A 15,606-nucleotide genomic window follows, 5' to 3' on the forward strand; every position below is an offset into this window, starting at 1 on the left:
ATGCAAGTAGCAGCTGAGAAAGAGACAATTTTCCAGGTCAATGATTTGAACTTATGGTACGATGATTTCCATGCTTTGAAGGATGTAAATTTACAAGCATTGAATAATGAAATTTACGCCATTATCGGCCCATCGGGCTGCGGTAAATCCACTTTCATCAAAACGCTCAATTTGATGATCAATATGGAGCCGGGGGTACGTATGACTGGCGAAATCAATTACAAGAATCAGAACTTGCTCGATTCCAGGGTGGATCTTGTTGATTTGCGCCGTAAAGTGGGTATGATTTTCCAAAAAGGCAACCCATTCCCGCAATCCATTTACGATAATATTGTCTATGGCCCCAAAATCCACGGTATCAAGAAAAAGAGTGAATTGGATGAAATCGTGGAAACGACGTTGAAGGATGTTGCACTTTGGGATGAAGTGAAGGATCGTCTCAAGTCCTCTGCGATGGGACTTTCTGGCGGACAGCAGCAGCGTCTCTGCATTGCACGGGCGCTTGCCACAAAACCAGATGTAATATTGATGGACGAACCGACATCTGCTTTGGATCCGATTTCCACTTTGAAAATCGAAGAGCTTATGACGGAGCTGAAGAAAAAATATTGTATCGTCATCGTCACGCACAATATGCAGCAGGCTTCCCGTATCTCTGATAAGACAGCCTTCTTCCTGCATGGCCGTGTTGTGGAGACTGCAGAGACGGGTAAGATATTCTCTAACCCGGAAGATAAGCGGACAGAAGATTATATTAGCGGACGTTTCGGTTAATTACGTATTGGAGGAGAACGTATGGTAGCAAGAGAGCAATTCTCAGCAGATTTGGAAGCAATTCAGCAATCTATTATTTCTTTTGCGCATGAAGTGGACACAGCTTTGAAGCAAGCAATTGATGCATTATATGAGCGGGACAGCGATCTTGCTTATAAAGTGATCGAAAATGATGATCTATTGAATGAACGTGACCAGGAGATTAATGAAGCGACTATCCAACTGATTGCCATGCAGCAGCCTGTGGCCACGGATTTGCGCAGGCTGGTTGCTTTCCTTCGTGTATCCTCTGATTTGGAACGCATGGGTGACCATGCCAAAAATATCGCAAAAAGCGTAAATCGACTGAATGTATTAAGTCCCTATGATATCCCTCCAGCTATCCGGGATATGCAGGAAGTTGTCAGCAAAATGATTCATAGTGCTGTGCAGGCTTTCGAAGAGGAGGATGTCAGCAAAGCAAAGAAACTGGCTGATTTGGATAATGTCGTGGATAGTATGTATGGTGAATTATTCCGCGATATGCTGGATGAACGAAAAGCGCAAACAGGCAAGCATCAACAGACAATGCAGCTTGTCTTCGTCGGACGTTTTGTCGAGCGTGTAGGAGATCATATTACCAATATTGGCGAAAGCATTCTTTATCTTGTAAAAGGGACTTCTGTTGATTTAAATAAATAAGAAGCAGCGGCAGTTGCCGCTGCTTCTTATTTTGTCATTAATTCAACGATTTCTTTATAGTCCATGTCGGAATCCAGATCATACTTACCGACTTGGAGTGATTGGCTAGCCTCTGTAACATCCAGGTATGTACGGAAAGCAGCTCCATCTTCGATGATTCCCGCTTTCTCAAGCGAGGATGCTACTTCTCCACTGGTCATCCCGTTTTCCAGCTTTAAGGTATACGTTTTTTTCTGCTGCTCAGGTTCCGATTTTGCAGCATTCCCTGTCTGTTTCCCTGTCAGTTGATTGTATTCCTTGTCATCCAGTACATGATAGCCTTGGCCTTCCAGCTCCTGTTTCATTTCGTCATTATCCGGTTTTACCATTTGGGGCTCGGCGGAAGCTGCTTGTTCGGTCTTTGCTGCTTCCGTGTAATGAAAATAAAGCATAATCGCTCCTGCAAGCAGGAGGGCGGTTGCAAATCCTTGTATCACTTGCTTCATAATGGAACTCCCGCCTGTTTTGCGATGCGGTATACATCATCTTCTGTCATATTTGTATGATTGGCTATTTCCCTGATGGAATAGCCTTGCTGATGCAGGCGAAGAACCTGTTGGAAAATAGCTGGCTTCTGTGAGGCCTTATTCGGTTTTGGCTCACGCTGTACAGCTGGAAGGAGCTCTTCTTCAAGAATTTTGACTTTTTTATTCAACGTATATGTTTCTTGCATGTTGGATAGGGTAAGCTGTTCAATTTGCTGATCCAATTGTTTGAATTTATCTTGCATGAAGAACGAGAATATCCATAATATGATACCGGCTGCAAGAAAAGTGATAGCAGCAATTAGCATGTTTGTCTGAACCTCCTACATATTGCTAACTTAGTTATACCATACCAAACAGCTTGCGGATATATCGTTTTCGACAATTTTCACTTTTCTTCTGAAATAGTTATGGATAACGGTTGATTACCTAACATAATTCTGCTATTATTAGATGGTCTGAAGATCGTTAAGTTTTCATACACTTTATTTAAGATTGTTGGGAGGGATTATACATGCGTGTAAATATTACTCTCGCCTGCACAGAAACAGGAGATCGTAACTACATTACAACAAAAAACAAGCGTAAACATCCAGAACGCATGGAGCTTAGAAAATATAGCCCACGCTTGAAAAAGTATACGCTGCACCGCGAAACAAAATAAGCTTGATTAAAAAAACTCCCTCCTATATTTGGCGGGAGTTTTTTTACATAACAAGGGGGGCGGGATGGATGGAAGATAAAGACTTGCTTCGACAAGAGGCGCTCCAGCTGCTGAAGGAGATGCCGCAGACAGATAAGCTTCGAGTCGAGCAAAAGCTGGCGGGATTTCTATTTGGTTCCGCAGTTTGGCAAGAAGCATCCAGCGTGGGTCTTACGATGGCTCTTTCACATGAATGGGATACAACTAGGCTGATCCAGCAAGCTTGGCTGGAAGAGAAGAAAGTATGTGTTCCGCTCACGACCAAAAACAGAGGTATGCAGTTTTTTTATATAGAAAGCTATGACCAGCTCACAAATGGTGCTTTCCATATCAAAGAACCGGTTCCGGAACTATGTCTACCCGCTTCAAAGGATGAAATCGACCTTCTGATTGTTCCTGGTCTGCTTTTTACAGAATCAGGTTATAGGATTGGTTATGGAGGGGGCTACTATGATCGCTATTTAACCGATTTTAAAAATACGACATTGTCGCTGGCAAGTACACAGCAAATCAGAAGATCATTGCCCATAGCTCCTTTTGATCTGCCAGTCGATCATCTTTTGACAGATGATGGTTTTCTGTTTTGACCGAATAGGAGTATTCTCCTTCGGGTTACACTATGGTTATCCCGAAGGAAAGGAAGGGTGCTGATGTGGAAAACCCTTATCACGACGCTGACACTGGCAGCAAGTGTCGTATTTTTAGTTCGGGAGCGGTACCGGGTGCTGAATGCACTGTTAGCAGTAACGGTCCTGCGTAAAGGGCTTATCCGGCTTTCAATGGGATTTGAGCCCCTGCGTTCCCGGATGCTGCCGATTTTATTCAAACGCTCAGTGTAAACTGGGCGTTTTTCCATGATTTTTTTGATAAACTGTAGGCAGAGGGGGAGAGGTATGACCTACAACGAAGAAACGGCGTATTACAGAATGATCAATCGTCTGCTTGCCGTTCACGATTTCACATTTATAAGGGCTGAGGATGACCTGCGTGTCGCTTGGCTGGAGAAGAAGCAGGATGGAATAACCTATATCGTGAAACTTTCGCTCAAGACGTTTACTTGGGCAAATCATCTCAAACAGGATATTTTGAAAACCGCCAACCAAATTCAAAATATGAATAAAGGATTATTTTCCAAAAAGACAAGGATACATAATGTCTATTTTGGCGAACAGGAACCTGCTGATGATTGGTCAAAGCTTAAGAAACCCATGATTATCAAAAGCAGACGCCCGATCCCGATGCAGCTTTATTATTTGGATCGCGAGTCGAATGAGACAGAGATGGAGAAACTCTTTCGGCATTTGAAGCTGGAAGATACCTTGTCTTTGACATCGGCCGATGAACAGGAAATCGAGATGGAGAAGGGGAGGCTGCGGAGTTTGCTGATTCAGCAGCAGCAGGCTGAACAAGCTGTTTTCCATCGAAAGAAACCGCTTCTGGTCTATGCATTCATCGGAATTTGCCTGTTGATGTTCCTAATGGAAACATTGCTTGGCGGTTCTACGAATTCCGCGGTGCTTATCGAGCTTGGGGCAAAGTATAATCCTCTTATCCTGTCAGAAAATGAATGGTGGCGTATCGCTTCCTCGATGTTTCTGCACATCGGCGCGCTGCATCTTTTAACGAATATGCTGTCGCTGTATTATCTCGGAACATTGACGGAGCAGGTTTTTGGTCATCGGCGTTTCTTTTTGATTTATCTTTTAGGCGGTGTCATTGGGGGATTGGCGAGCTTCGCTTTCTCCGACAACCTGAGTGCGGGCGCATCAGGTGCTATTTTTGGGCTGTTTGGTGCTTTGCTTTATTTTGGAGTTGTATATCCAAAGCTGTTCTGGCGGACGATCGGGAACGGGCTGATTGTCATTCTCCTTATCAACTTGGTGATCAGCTTCTCTGCGAGTCACGTCATCGATGTATTCGCTCATTTAGGCGGTTTGGTCGGCGGCTTTGCGGTTTCGTTCCTGGTCGGACTGCCGGGTAAGAAGAATAAGGGTGCCCGACTTGGCGGACTTCTTATGACTGTCCTATTGATTGTCGGCCTTCTTTGGTATGGATTGGCTGGTCCTGTCAATGAATCGGTACGTCAGATGGTGCAAGTGGAAGAGGCTGCCGAACAAATGGATTATGATGCCATCATCGAGCATACGTCAGCGGCGCTCGATGACGGGGATACCGCTTATGAGCCTGCGCTGCTGTTTTACCGAGGAGCAGCTTATTACGATACAGGAGATGTCGATAAAAGTATCGCTGATTATGAACGCCTTGTTGAGCTGCAGCCCGATAATGATTCTGCTCATTATCTGCTGGCTGCAGCGTTACATGCGCAGGGAAATGACGATGAAGCCAGGAAGCATGTGAAAAAGGCAACCGAACTCGATCCGGATAATCAGGAATACAAGCAGCTTCAGCAAGAGATCTCTCAGTAATATTGCAGCAGCTCTCTATGCCGGCCTGTTTCATCCTGATACAGCACCCGCAGATGCTTACCGGATTTATCGAAAAGCAGCAATGGAACGTATGTGCTCACTGTGCCTTCCTCCACGGCTGGACCGATTGGCACGATATAATTACGGTAAAGACCTTCCCAGAGCCGGCTGATGACCTCCTGCCTTTTTTTATCTTCCGAAAGGCCGTTGATAGTTGATAAATCGGCATTTGGCAGCGCGGTGAGCGGTACTTCGATATATTGATCGGCAGGGATGGATAACTGTTGTTTTGCATCTGCCCACACTCGTTTCAGCACTTGGGAGGTATCGGTTATGGCGACGGAGCGGGATTGTATTTCTTTTTCGTTCTTGGGGAAGGAAAACAGTTCAAACGAATTGGACGTATAGGAACGAATCCCGGACAGCTTGAATGTGCTTGTGATTTCGTTATCATGCAGCTCCGCAAAATGAAAAGATACGGCATCCAGCTGCTTGTTTGGCTGAAGGATAAGCGTTTTTTCCTGTATCAAGCTGCGACCAGGATGCATCCATTTATTCATCACGCCTGCCAATTTTCCGTTTTCAAACAGCAGTCCGACGTCCTGACGCAAATATGCTTCTCTGTCAAGTAAGCTTTCGATACGCCAATGGACTCTCCGGAAATCCACTTTTTTCAAGGATGTGGATGTATCGGCGAAAGCGGCAGCATCATCGATCGGGAAGTGCTGGATCACTGGCTGAGGCTGCTGGGTGCGAATGAAATAAATGGTACTAAGGATAACGGAGAAAAGGATACATCCAATTACAAGCATTTTTCGCATTCATTGTCCTCCTCATTGGACAAACTCTCGCTTATTGATACTATGTAATAGACCTACATATTATGAAAGAAGGGATAGCCATGCAAAGAATAGACCGTATTGCTGAAACGTTGGAAAAGCTTGTACATATACCCAGTCCTTCGGGGTATACGGAGCAGGCAATTGATTTTTGCCGCAGTTTTGCCGATTCCCTGGGACTCTCCGCCAGGGTGACCAATAAAGGAGCTTTGCTGATCACGGTGCCAGGTAAAGATACAGCTCACCATCGTCTATTGACTGCACATGTTGATACCTTGGGAGCGATGGTAAAAGAAATAAAAGCGGATGGAACTTTGTCATTGGCAATGGTTGGCGGTTTTCGCTGGAACAGTGTCGAAGGAGAATACTGTACGATACATAGCAAGGAAAAAGCCTTCAGCGGGACTATCCTGATGCATCAGACCTCCGTGCATGTTTACCGTAACGCAGGGGAGGCGAAAAGGGATGAGAAAAACATCGAAGTACGGATCGATGAGCTGACGGCATCCCGCGAAGAAACAGAGGCACTGGGAATCCGCGTCGGGGATTTCGTCTCATTCGATCCGCGCTTTGAACGTACAAATTCCGGATTCATCAAATCCAGGCATTTGGATGATAAAGCCAGTGTCGCCATCCTGCTTGAGCTGCTTCGGGATTTGAAGGAAGAAGGGCGGCAGCTGCCGTATACCACGCATGTGTTCATCTCTAATAATGAAGAAATTGGTTATGGGGGCAATTCGAACATACCTGCAGAAGTGGTGGAATATATCGCGGTCGATATGGGAGCGATCGGGGACGGTCAAGCAACGACCGAATTTGATGTATCGATCTGTGTGAAAGATTCAAGCGGTCCTTATCATCATGGGTTAAGGGAGCAGCTGGCTGAGCTCGCGCAATCAAACGAGTTGCCGTATAAGCTGGATATTTATCCTTATTACTCATCAGACGCTTCCGCAGCAATACGAGCAGGATATGATATCCGGCATGGTCTGATCGGACCTGGCATAGCTGCATCCCATGCCTTCGAGCGGACTCATGAAAAGGCCCTGGCAGCAACCTATTCCTTGCTGGAAGCTTATCTTCAAAGTCACATGTCATAATTGTAAAGATATGACCTGAAGTCAATTGATTTCAGGTTATTTTTTTTACAATAAGGCATATTGTTAAGAAGGTGTGAACGTATTCTTAAATCATTTTCAATTTTAGGTGAAGGTTGTTATAATATGTTAGGTGATATGTATGAAAACGGTTTATGATGTAATGCAGTTATTGAAGACGTATGGAATTTTTGTATACATTGGAGACCGCAAGCTCGATTTGAGCATGATGCAGGAAGAGCTGCGGGAGCTGTATGAAAATAAACTATTGTCTTTACAGGAATATGGACAAGCAAATTTGATTTTAAGAAAAGAGATAAGTGCTTTGTCGGATAGTCGAGAAGGAGCGGGAAACAATGAGTAAGGATGGATTATTGATCGGTGTCGATATCGGGGGCACGACAATCAAGCTCGCCATCATCGATGAAACGAGCGAAATCATTGAAAAATGGGAAATCAAGACGGATAAATACGAGCAGGGTCTGCACATTCCGAAGCAGATCTGGGAAACGATCCAGGCGAAGCTTGAGGAACTCGGCATCGCGAAGGAAAGGATCCAAGGCATTGGAGTCGGAGCCCCGGGTTTCGTTGTCCCGCGTAATGGTGTCATTGCAGAAGCAGTCAATGTCGGCTGGCGCGATTTCCCTCTCTCGGCTGAGCTGGGTGTATTATCCGGGCTTCCTGTATTCATCGATAATGATGCCAACCTGGCAGCATTGGGCGAAGTATGGAAAGGTGCTGGAGCCCAGCAGGATAATATCATCGCCATCACTCTGGGAACTGGCGTAGGAGCAGGCTTGATTGCGAATGGACATATCATCAATGGCATCAATGGTACAGCAGGGGAAATCGGCCATGTCACGGTCGAAGAAAATGGTGCCCCATGCAATTGCGGGCGCAAGGGCTGTTTGGAAACAATCTCATCTGCTACCGGTATCAGCCGCCTGGCAACCGAAGCAGCAGCTGAGGATCCCGATAGCGGTTTGGGCAAGCGCCTTGCAGACAACGGCGCCGTTTCTTCCAAAGATGTCTTCGAGCTGGCTGCCAAAGGGGATGAACAAGCGAACAGGATCGTGGAAAAAGCAACCACTGTCCTGGCGCATGTCTTATCCAATGCGGCTATCCTTACCAATCCCTCCCGAATCATCATCGGGGGCGGCGTTTCAAAAGCAGGGGAGGCCTTGATCGGTCCGATCAAGGAAGCCTTCAAAAAAGCAGCGCTGCCGCGCACAACATATGATTGCGAAATCGTGCCGGCACAGCTCGGCAATGACGCAGGTGTCTACGGTGCTGCTTACCTGGTGAAACAGCACTTGGAGGAGGCTGCAAAATAATTAAAGAAAAAATGCGTGCATGGCAGCAGCACAAGTTGCTGCCATCTGTTTTACGCTCTGTTCTATAATGAGGAGGATTTTTACTTGAAACGAACATTCACTGCACCATTATATATTTTGGCGACAGTTTTGTTTGGACTGAAAACGTATATCATTTATCGTTTCCTATTCAATATCAGTTTGGATAATGCCATGCAGGAGTTCATCCTGCTGCTGAATCCGTTTGTAAGTGCCTTTCTGGCTTTTGGCCTCAGCGTATTATTCTCACGTAAATGGCAGATACGGTATATCCGGTTCATCAGCCTCGTGGGTTCTATCATCTTGTACATCAACTTGATTTTTTACCGTCACTTCAGTGATTTCCTCACAGTGCCGGTCCTCATGCAAGGAAGCAATGCCGCAGATCTTGGCGGCAGTATTCTCAGCCTTATCTATCCGCAGGACATCCTGCTGTTCTTGGATTTGGCCATCATCTGGTTCCTCAGCTACCGTTATAAAGAGACCATGACGGTCGATTACCTTCGCAGAAAGAAAGTTTCAACCATGGCGGCCATTGCTGCTTTCGTCGTATTGAACGTAGGCTTGGCTGAAGCGGAACGTCCGCAGCTGTTCACCCGCGGCTTCGACCGGGAATATTTGGTCAAAAACATCGGTTTATTCAATTTCCACATTTACGATGCTGTCATGCAATCGAAGACAGAAGCACAGCGTGTATTTGCCGACGGGAATGAACTTCCGGAAATCACTTCTTATGTAAATGAAGAAGTGGAGACCGGGAAGTCGGAAAAATTCGGCCAGGCAAAAGGGAAGAATGTCATCTTCATTTCCCTGGAGTCCATGCAAAGCTTCCTGATCAATAATGAATTGAATGGGGAAGAAGTCACTCCATTCCTGAATAGCCTGACAAAGGATAAAGATACGTATTATTTCGAGAATTTCTATCATCAGACAGAACAGGGGAAGACCTCTGATTCCGAATTCCTGGTTGAAAACTCCCTGTATCCGCTGCCGCGCGGTGCCGTGTTTTTCACACATGGGCAGAATGAATACAACGGAACACCGGAAATTCTCGGACAGCATGATTACACGACTGCAGTCTTCCATTCAAACAACTCCAGCTTCTGGAACCGTGACGTCATGTATGACAGCCTTGGCTACGATACATTCTATGATGAAAATAGCTACGACGTCATCACAGAAGGAGAGGATCGAAATACAGTCGGATGGGGCTTGATGGATAAGCCATTCTTTGAACAGTCGACTCCTTATTTGCAGGAATTGGAAGATCCATATTATACGAAGTTCATCACCTTGACGAATCACCATCCATTCGATTTGCCGGAAGAGGAAGCAACGATTGATCAATTTGACTCCAATTCCCAGACATTAAATAAGTATTTCCAAACAGCGCGCTATACAGACGAGGCTGTGCAGCAATTCTTCGAGCAGCTGAAAGAATCCGGTGAGTATGAGGATTCCATCATCGTCATGATGGGCGATCATTATGGCATCAGTGAATATCACAATAAGGCGATGAGCCAGTACCTGGGCAAGGATATAACGCCATATCAGCAAATACAGAATCAGCGCGTACCGTTCTTCATCCATATTCCCGGTGACGGGAATGGACAGGTGATGGAAAAGGTAGCCGGGCAGATCGATGTGAAGCCGACTATCCTGAGTCTGTTGGGAATTGAGTCCGAGCACGACATCCAATTCGGTAATGATGTGTTTGCCAAAGACCGTAAGGAATACATCGCCTTGCGAAATGGCGATTTCATCAGTGACGATTATGTGTTCACCAATGATATGTGCTATGACAGGCTGACAGGTGAACCAGCAGATGATCAAGAAGGTGAAGAAGCCGAGATATCCGGAGAAACCGGTGAACAGATTGAAAGTGTATGTGAACCGATAAGGGAACAAGTAACAAAGGAACTGAATTACTCCGACCGGATCATCTATGGCGACTTACTTCGATTTTATGACTTTGAAGAAGGAAAAGAAAAAGCAAGTTGACAAAAGGATCGCTGTTATGCAGCGATCCTTTTGCAATAGGCCTATAAAAGTCTGTTATGGAAACAGCGACGATGAATGCAGTCACATTAATAAATGCAAGCAAGAATGTGAGGATGGATTAAGATCACTTGCTTACCCTCCTATGAGCAAATTTGTTGGTTTCCTGCTATACTTGTGTTAAATGAAGCTTGGCAAATACCTTCCATAAAGTAGTGCACACATATATACTTGTCGAGCTTTTGAACATTATTTGGAAAGGAGCAGATGAGCGAAATGAAAATACATACATTAGGTCTAGGACCGATGGGAACAAATTGTTACATACTTGAATCAAAGAATGACTGCCTGATTGTCGACCCGGGCGGAGATAGCGTCAAATTGATCGAATGGATCAAGCAGAAGGAACTTCGGCCGCAGGCAATCCTGCTGACACATGCACATTTTGATCATATCGGGGCAGTCGATGACGCCAGGGATATATATCATATACCGGTATATCTGCATGAGGAAGAAGCCGATTGGCTTGGCGACCCGGGTAAGAATGGGTCAAAAATGTTCCCGGTCAAGCAAATAACGGCAAGGGATGCTGATGAGAGCCTGAAGCCTGGTGAAATGAAGATCGGGCAGTTTGTTTTTGAAATCCGTCATACGCCTGGTCACTCCCCTGGAAGTATCACCTTGGTCTTCCATGAAGCGAAAAGCGCAATCGTTGGAGATGCATTATTCCAGCGCGGTATCGGCCGGACAGATTTATACCGGGGAGATTTGCCGACTTTGATGCACAGCATAACGAATCAATTATTGTCTTTGCCGGATGACTATGAGGTATATCCTGGACATGGGCCTAAGACGACGATAGGGGAAGAGCAAGCGAAGAATCCATTCCTCATATAAAAGAAGATCCCGCCTATATGGTGGGATCTTTTTACTGGGCTAGCTGGATTCGAACCAACGATAACGGGACCAAAACCCGCTGCCTTACCGCTTGGCTATAGCCCATCGTACAAAGCTTAGTCTGTGTGATTACGATGATTTTATTCATTTGGAATGATATTTTTTATAAAAAATTATCGGTTTATCCGTATAATCGGTTTTGATTACATAATGTGCTAGAATCTGATCATCATCGATGCTGACCGTGACATCAGCTTCCACAGCTTCATTCCGGATTTTATATGTTTCTTCTTCAGCATCCAGATTGGGAAGATAATGGTTTTCAATGACGTTGGTCGCAATAGACGCAGCTTGTTCCAATTTGTACTGCTCGAACAGCAGGTCGGTTGATTGTACACGGATAGTGAGAAGCAAGCTGCCGGATGTGATCAAAAGCAGGAAAAAAGCTGTAAGGAAAAGGAGGAAAGGATGGACAAAGCCTTTTTCATTCCAACGCAATATGCTTCTCAAACGATTCCCCCTCTTTTCCTTTAATTATTGCAATGATTGTGCTCCCATCCAAATGGAATTCCAGTTTCTCGATATGATGAAGATAAATTTCATGACCTTTGCCATTAACTCGTCTCCGAATCATGTCCTTATATTGTTCAAAGACAGCTATTCTTCCTTGCTGGTCTTCAATGAAAAGTCTATCATCCTCTATCCTTACAAAATTTCCTTTGTGTACTTCCATTGAAATGAAATGCAGGGCTTGTCTGACTGACAATGACTCTGGTTCTGTATTTTGTACCAAGGGTGCGAGGAGGGGAGGAATGGATGAGAGGATCAGGACCAATATACCCAGTGCAATCAATGCTTCCAGAAGCGTGAAGCCCTTATCACTCGAGGTATCCATACAGGCAGTTCCTCTCCTCTCTTCCGCTCTCGTTTAATTCCAGGCATCCTTTTTTCAAACCATCTTCGGTGCTGAATTTCAACTCTGCAGCAAGCTTCCCTTCTTGCAGCTTTTGGTTTTGGGGATCGGGCTTCGCCAGTTCATTTTGCAGCAGACTATAGTACTCCGCCTTTGTTTCCTGAAGGAGCAGTTCCTTTCTCAAATCAATCCACAAGGGCAGCAGAAGGGTACATAAAAGTAAGAACATACCGAAGCTGAATAAGGCATCCAATATAAGAAACCCTTCTTGTCTAGTAGGTTTACTCATAGTATCCTCTTCCTTTGCCGAGCGGAAACACTAGTCTGTCGGTTCCCATAGGGGTGTGTATGGTCATACTGCCTGGTTGCAGGGCTGTTCCTGATTGGCTGAAGGCAAATGACCTGGAATCAGGATGAATTTTGATTGCATAACCTTCAGGAATTTGCCGGACTAATACATCTTCTTGCAACTTGGCGGAGTATATCTCATATTTATCATTTTCCAGGTAAAGCTTTGCTGTCCTGTCGAATTGAGTGTATTGCTGGAGATAAAGAAGGTCTTGTTCCAGCCGCTGTTTGAATTGGTTCACTTCCGCTTTGGTAAGAAGATGATGATAAAAACCTGTTCCGATTGCAATCAAAAAGGAAGACAAACCAAGTACGATCATCAATTCAAGTAAACTAAAGCCCCCTTCCTTATGATCCGGATGCATCTGTCAATGAAACTCCGCCATCAGGACTGATGACCAATATGCGTTTCCCGCCCTGGCATGTCGTCTCTGTCAAATAACCGTTTTGAAGCTGTGAGAGAGTGGGAACTGTGCCATGATCGATTTTATACGTCTGAACCTGGCTCTCGGCTAATTTTACCAGTGCTTCGCAGCCCTGTGATTGGACACGGTCGTTCTTATCGGCCAGATTCGGCACGATAAGGATCATCAAAACGGAAATGACGAGTAAGACAATAAGCATTTCGACCAATGTGAATCCCTTTTCGTTTCGCATTAGATCACCTCTTCCTATAATGTATGGACCATCTGGAACATGGGAAGCAGCAAAGATAAATAAACGATGATGATGCATATTGCCATGATACCAAGCAGAATGGGCTGCAGGAGATGAAGAAAAGTCTTCGTTCGTTCCTCCATTTTGGAAGTCATGATTTCCGCATACATCAAAAGATCCTTCGCTTGAGAAGATACATCGGCTTGATTTAAAAGGATGCCCTGAAGCTGCCGATCAAGCAGCGTGAAGCTAGGCAGACACTCGTCCATCGTCCGGCCGGAAGACAGGTGGGCCAGCAAAGTGCTGCTATACAGCCGCAGCATGTCATGATATTGCTGCTTAGACAGCAGCTGGAGACTTTCATATAGTGAAAGTCCTGCTGTAAGGAGGTTGCCAAGCTGGATGGCAAACTGAAAGCTTATCCGTGTACGGGCAATGCGATGCATACCAGGCACGTTTTCCAGATAATAACGTTTCTTTTCTGATGGTAATCGTTTTCGGAGGTGATCTTGGGAGAGGAATAGACAGATCCCGATCGCTCCTAAGGCTAGGCTTCCATACAAGAATACATTCACCAAACTGGAAAAGAAGCCAAGAAGGTTCGCAGACTCGGTTGAATAAGCGAAGAGGGAGAGAAAAGATGGATAGACGTAAAGCTTCACGAATAACAGAAGCAATAGGATACTGATTAGGAGAAAAACTGGATAACGAGTGACTTTTTTGAACTTCGCCAGCTGCTGCATCTGTTTCTGTAAAGTGGTGTAGCTTCTTTCCAATGCATTTTCCAGGTTCCCATCGTGATGGGCCACGTAAATATGGATGACGATGAAAGGTGAAAAGCGAGCATGGGAGAAGGCTTCATCCAGCCGCAGACCTTGCTGTAAACCTTCACGTAATTTTTGAGTCACTGATTGCCATTGCGGCTGCCAGTGCAGGAAATCAAGTGAATGGGCCATATCATAGCCTTTCAATCGCATTCGATGAAGCTGTTGAAGGAAGTGCGTCTGCTGTTCAAGGGACAGCAGTCTGTCTCCCTTCCTGAATCTGATAAGTTTCTTTCGTGATAAAGCCATATGCATAGGCTTTCCTCCTAAGTTCAGCAAATGTCAGGAAAGAGGTATTGTACGATTTCAGCAAGCAGCCGATTTGAGCAGAGTCTGCCAGCTCCATGATGGCAGCACGGGAAGGGTGGGGCACAGTGATGGGGAGAAGCTCCAGTGAAGCTACACCGATCAAGGTATGGTGTAAATCCGCTTCTGGTAGGCCCATTTCTCTTAAACGATGAATGGCGCCCGCCGCATCTTTTGCATGCAGGGTGCTGATGACCAAGTGCCCTGTCCTTGCTGTTTCAAATGCAAAACTTGCGGTGGATTCATCCCTGATTTCCCCGATCATCAGCACATCAGGATCATGACGCAGAGCCGCTTTCAACCCTGCCTGGTAGGTAAGGCCTGCCTTTTCATTCACTTGCACTTGCAGCATATTCTCCATTCTTTTTTCAATCGGGTCCTCCAAAGTGATAGCCTGATATGCTTTCATTTGCAATAAATCCTGAAGCAGGGCATACATTGTCGTCGTCTTGCCGCTGCCGGTGGGTCCGGTGAACAATAGTATTCCGGTATTTTCCATCAACAGCTGCCGCAGCTTATGGATTTGAAAAGGGAATAACAACAGCTGGTCGAGCAGAGGGGCTTCACTTTGGGGGAGGATCCTTATGGCCAGGCTTTCTGTTTTCTTAAGCGGCAAGGTGGATAGCCGGAGGGAATATTGCTGTTGGCCTTTATAGGAAAATGGCATCGCGCCGTCCTGAGGTTTTTGCATTTCTCCGATATCCATGCCGCTGACAAATTTGTAGTATGCAATCAATTTGCGAAAATGCATGGTCGATAGACGGCTGTGAAGGATGCGTTTTCCATGGATGCGTATATAAACGCTAGTTTCATTCGCCTCCGGCGTAAAGTGGATGTCGGAGGCTTGCTGCTGTATCGCTTCCTCCATCAGATTTTCTGCATAATGCGAAGGACTATCCTGCACGTATGTCACCTCCTTGGCTGATACATTACTACAAGGTCAAAAGAGCCGTCATATCGTGAAAATGCAGTAATCCTCCATGTGAGCAAGCTTAAAAAAGATATATCCTTGAAAAATTCAAGCATCTTTTTTCATGCTGTATGGAAAGAATTGAAATTGGTCACGCTACAAGTAAAAAGTAAGGAGGGATGGGATTTGTCATCAAATGATTATTTCCGATTCGTCACGCAGGAGCTGGTGAAAAAGATGGATGCACCGAAGCAGGAAAAGAAACCGAAGGATAAGGAAAAGCATCAGCTGCATGGAAAGTGGTTCGGCGTCCTGCCTTTCGCTTTCAAGCTATTGTTCCGTCGTAAACGATAAGAG

General features: G+C 45.4%; 22 protein-coding genes and 1 tRNA gene. 12 read left to right on the forward strand and 11 right to left on the reverse strand.

The features are described 5' to 3' along the window. Both pstB and phoU read left to right on the forward strand, forming a co-directional pair. Window positions 1-774: a phosphate ABC transporter ATP-binding protein PstB gene (pstB, locus tag MHI54_RS15960; RefSeq protein WP_095215417.1), complete on the forward strand. Its 774-nt coding sequence runs from the start codon at window positions 1-3 to the stop codon at window positions 772-774. Window positions 775-795: 21 nt separating this feature from the next. Continuing rightward, a complete protein-coding gene (phoU, locus tag MHI54_RS15965) occupies window positions 796-1,455 on the forward strand; it encodes a phosphate signaling complex protein PhoU (protein ID WP_340082013.1) in 660 nt (219 codons plus the stop codon). Between the two features lie 26 nt (window positions 1,456-1,481). Here phoU and MHI54_RS15970 read toward each other — a convergent pair whose 3' ends face one another. Next, window positions 1,482-1,940 (reverse strand): endolytic transglycosylase MltG, encoded by a 459-nt coding sequence (locus tag MHI54_RS15970; RefSeq protein WP_095215415.1) that lies wholly within the window; start codon window positions 1,938-1,940, stop codon window positions 1,482-1,484. Next, window positions 1,937-2,287 (reverse strand): helix-turn-helix domain-containing protein, encoded by a 351-nt coding sequence (locus MHI54_RS15975; protein WP_095215414.1) that lies wholly within the window; start codon window positions 2,285-2,287, stop codon window positions 1,937-1,939. The genes MHI54_RS15970 and MHI54_RS15975 overlap by 4 nt, the downstream gene beginning before the upstream one ends. 206 nt (window positions 2,288-2,493) lie before the next feature. Here MHI54_RS15975 and rpmG point away from each other — a divergent pair, with 206 nt between their 5' ends. From rpmG to MHI54_RS15995, 4 genes are all read left to right on the forward strand, one after another. After that, window positions 2,494-2,643 carry a 50S ribosomal protein L33 gene (gene rpmG / locus MHI54_RS15980; RefSeq protein ID WP_038561326.1) on the forward strand — a complete coding sequence of 50 codons (150 nt, stop codon included), beginning with the start codon at window positions 2,494-2,496 and terminating at the stop codon, window positions 2,641-2,643. Window positions 2,644-2,711: 68 nt separating this feature from the next. Continuing rightward, window positions 2,712-3,269: a 5-formyltetrahydrofolate cyclo-ligase gene (locus tag MHI54_RS15985; RefSeq protein ID WP_095215413.1), complete on the forward strand. Its 558-nt coding sequence runs from the start codon at window positions 2,712-2,714 to the stop codon at window positions 3,267-3,269. Between the two features lie 63 nt (window positions 3,270-3,332). Then, window positions 3,333-3,521, forward strand: a complete 189-nt coding sequence (locus MHI54_RS15990; protein WP_095215412.1) for a hypothetical protein — start codon at window positions 3,333-3,335, stop codon at window positions 3,519-3,521. A 54-nt stretch (window positions 3,522-3,575) separates the two neighbouring features. Next, window positions 3,576-5,108, forward strand: a complete 1,533-nt coding sequence (locus MHI54_RS15995) for a rhomboid family intramembrane serine protease (RefSeq protein ID WP_158221506.1) — start codon at window positions 3,576-3,578, stop codon at window positions 5,106-5,108. Here MHI54_RS15995 and MHI54_RS16000 read toward each other — a convergent pair. Beyond that, the gene (locus MHI54_RS16000; protein ID WP_095215410.1) at window positions 5,102-5,929 is read right to left on the reverse strand and encodes a hypothetical protein; all 828 of its coding nucleotides are present in this window, start codon (window positions 5,927-5,929) and stop codon (window positions 5,102-5,104) included. The two genes, MHI54_RS15995 and MHI54_RS16000, sit on opposite strands and share 7 nt — an antisense overlap. A gap of 80 nt (window positions 5,930-6,009) precedes the next feature. Between MHI54_RS16000 and MHI54_RS16005 the strand changes: the two genes are divergently transcribed. The 5 genes from MHI54_RS16005 (at window position 6,010) to MHI54_RS16025 (ending at window position 11,291) form a co-directional block, all read left to right on the forward strand. Then, window positions 6,010-7,047, forward strand: a complete 1,038-nt coding sequence (locus tag MHI54_RS16005) for a M42 family metallopeptidase (protein WP_095215409.1) — start codon at window positions 6,010-6,012, stop codon at window positions 7,045-7,047. A 139-nt stretch (window positions 7,048-7,186) separates the two neighbouring features. Continuing rightward, window positions 7,187-7,408 carry a YqgQ family protein gene (locus MHI54_RS16010; protein WP_095215408.1) on the forward strand — a complete coding sequence of 74 codons (222 nt, stop codon included), beginning with the start codon at window positions 7,187-7,189 and terminating at the stop codon, window positions 7,406-7,408. Beyond that, window positions 7,401-8,378: an ROK family glucokinase gene (locus tag MHI54_RS16015; protein ID WP_095215407.1), complete on the forward strand. Its 978-nt coding sequence runs from the start codon at window positions 7,401-7,403 to the stop codon at window positions 8,376-8,378. Before MHI54_RS16010 ends, MHI54_RS16015 begins: the two co-directional genes overlap by 8 nt. 84 nt (window positions 8,379-8,462) lie before the next feature. After that, window positions 8,463-10,397, forward strand: a complete 1,935-nt coding sequence (locus MHI54_RS16020) for an LTA synthase family protein (protein WP_233134925.1) — start codon at window positions 8,463-8,465, stop codon at window positions 10,395-10,397. Between the two features lie 273 nt (window positions 10,398-10,670). Further along, window positions 10,671-11,291 carry an MBL fold metallo-hydrolase gene (locus MHI54_RS16025; RefSeq protein WP_340082014.1) on the forward strand — a complete coding sequence of 207 codons (621 nt, stop codon included), beginning with the start codon at window positions 10,671-10,673 and terminating at the stop codon, window positions 11,289-11,291. Between the two features lie 34 nt (window positions 11,292-11,325). Here the strand turns inward: MHI54_RS16025 and MHI54_RS16030 are convergent. From MHI54_RS16030 to comGA, 8 genes are all read right to left on the reverse strand, one after another. Beyond that, window positions 11,326-11,396 (reverse strand) — tRNA-Gln (locus MHI54_RS16030). A gap of 39 nt (window positions 11,397-11,435) precedes the next feature. Next, window positions 11,436-11,801, reverse strand: a complete 366-nt coding sequence (locus MHI54_RS16035; RefSeq protein ID WP_095215406.1) for a hypothetical protein — start codon at window positions 11,799-11,801, stop codon at window positions 11,436-11,438. Then, complete coding sequence (gene comGF / locus MHI54_RS16040; RefSeq protein ID WP_340082015.1) at window positions 11,776-12,186, reverse strand: competence type IV pilus minor pilin ComGF; 411 nt, start codon at window positions 12,184-12,186, stop codon at window positions 11,776-11,778. Before comGF ends, MHI54_RS16035 begins: the two co-directional genes overlap by 26 nt. Then, window positions 12,170-12,493 (reverse strand): hypothetical protein, encoded by a 324-nt coding sequence (locus MHI54_RS16045; protein WP_340082016.1) that lies wholly within the window; start codon window positions 12,491-12,493, stop codon window positions 12,170-12,172. Before MHI54_RS16045 ends, comGF begins: the two co-directional genes overlap by 17 nt. Continuing rightward, a complete protein-coding gene (locus MHI54_RS16050; protein ID WP_095215404.1) occupies window positions 12,486-12,917 on the reverse strand; it encodes a type II secretion system protein in 432 nt (143 codons plus the stop codon). Before MHI54_RS16050 ends, MHI54_RS16045 begins: the two co-directional genes overlap by 8 nt. Further along, window positions 12,901-13,209, reverse strand: coding sequence for a competence type IV pilus major pilin ComGC (gene comGC, locus MHI54_RS16055; RefSeq protein WP_340082017.1), 309 nt, complete (start codon window positions 13,207-13,209; stop codon window positions 12,901-12,903). Before comGC ends, MHI54_RS16050 begins: the two co-directional genes overlap by 17 nt. A 14-nt stretch (window positions 13,210-13,223) precedes the next feature. Then, window positions 13,224-14,288, reverse strand: a complete 1,065-nt coding sequence (locus tag MHI54_RS16060; protein WP_095215383.1) for a type II secretion system F family protein — start codon at window positions 14,286-14,288, stop codon at window positions 13,224-13,226. Next, on the reverse strand, window positions 14,221-15,243 hold the full coding sequence (gene comGA, locus MHI54_RS16065) for a competence type IV pilus ATPase ComGA (protein WP_340082018.1): 1,023 nt from the start codon (window positions 15,241-15,243) through the stop codon (window positions 14,221-14,223). The genes MHI54_RS16060 and comGA overlap by 68 nt, the downstream gene beginning before the upstream one ends. Window positions 15,244-15,435: 192 nt before the next feature. Between comGA and MHI54_RS16070 the strand changes: the two genes are divergently transcribed. Then, window positions 15,436-15,603 carry a YqzE family protein gene (locus MHI54_RS16070; RefSeq protein ID WP_340082019.1) on the forward strand — a complete coding sequence of 56 codons (168 nt, stop codon included), beginning with the start codon at window positions 15,436-15,438 and terminating at the stop codon, window positions 15,601-15,603. The last annotated feature ends 3 nt before the right edge of the window (window positions 15,604-15,606 follow it).

The organism is Terribacillus sp. FSL K6-0262 (genome assembly GCF_037977385.1).
Taxonomy (GTDB): domain Bacteria; phylum Bacillota; class Bacilli; order Bacillales; family Amphibacillaceae; genus Terribacillus.